The sequence below is a fragment of the Solibacillus ferritrahens genome (assembly GCF_037027585.1).
GTDB lineage: Bacteria > Bacillota > Bacilli > Bacillales_A > Planococcaceae > Solibacillus > Solibacillus ferritrahens.
In genome coordinates this window covers 1-646 of record NZ_JAXCLE010000065.1, presented here as the reverse complement: position 1 = coordinate 646, position 646 = coordinate 1, and the positions used below count along the sequence as shown (strand labels likewise).

General features: G+C 53.7%; 6 tRNA genes. All 6 read left to right on the top strand.

From position 1 onward, the window contains the following. The first annotated feature begins 37 nt into the window (after positions 1–37). The 6 genes from SNE38_RS19220 to SNE38_RS19195 all read left to right on the top strand — a co-directional run bounded on the left by SNE38_RS19220 (position 38) and on the right by SNE38_RS19195 (position 612). Positions 38–114 (top strand) — tRNA-Pro (locus SNE38_RS19220). A gap of 7 nt (positions 115–121) precedes the next feature. Beyond that, positions 122–197 (top strand) — tRNA-Ala (locus SNE38_RS19215). Positions 198–222: 25 nt separating this feature from the next. Then, positions 223–296 (top strand) — tRNA-Met (locus SNE38_RS19210). Positions 297–302: 6 nt separating this feature from the next. Beyond that, a tRNA-Ile gene (locus tag SNE38_RS19205) sits at positions 303–379 on the top strand. Positions 380–399: 20 nt separating this feature from the next. Next, positions 400–492 (top strand) — tRNA-Ser (locus SNE38_RS19200). A gap of 45 nt (positions 493–537) precedes the next feature. Continuing rightward, a tRNA-Met gene (locus tag SNE38_RS19195) sits at positions 538–612 on the top strand. Positions 613–646 lie beyond the last annotated feature (34 nt).

Genomic DNA, 646 nt, shown 5'->3' with positions numbered 1-646 from the left:
GGTTGTGGGTTCGACTCCTGCCGGGCGCGCCATATTTCGGAATGTAGCTCAGCTTGGTAGAGCACTTGGTTTGGGACCAAGGGGTCGTAGGTTCGAATCCTGTCATTCCGACCATTATTTAGGGGCCTTAGCTCAGCTGGGAGAGCGCCTGCCTTGCACGCAGGAGGTCAGCGGTTCGATCCCGCTAGGCTCCACCATAAATATGTAACCAATAAAGATCCTGGCGGTGTAGCTCAGCTGGCTAGAGCATTCGGTTCATACCCGAAAGGTCGTGGGTTCGACTCCCTCCGCCGCTATCTTAAGGACCTTTAGCTCAGTTGGTTAGAGCAGACGGCTCATAACCGTCCGGTCACAGGTTCGAGTCCTGTAAGGTCCACCAGTTAAATCAATAGTCACTATGGAGGTATACCCAAGTCTGGCTGAAGGGATCGGTCTTGAAAACCGACAGGCGGGTAACACCGCGCGGGGGTTCGAATCCCTCTACCTCCTCCATTTATTTACTGGGTAGCTAAAACAGGTTCAAAAAAATAGTATTGTCGCGGGGTGGAGCAGTGGTAGCTCGTCGGGCTCATAACCCGAAGGTCACAGGTTCAAGTCCTGTCCCCGCAACCAAATGGTCCCGTGGTGTAGCGGTTAACATGCCTGC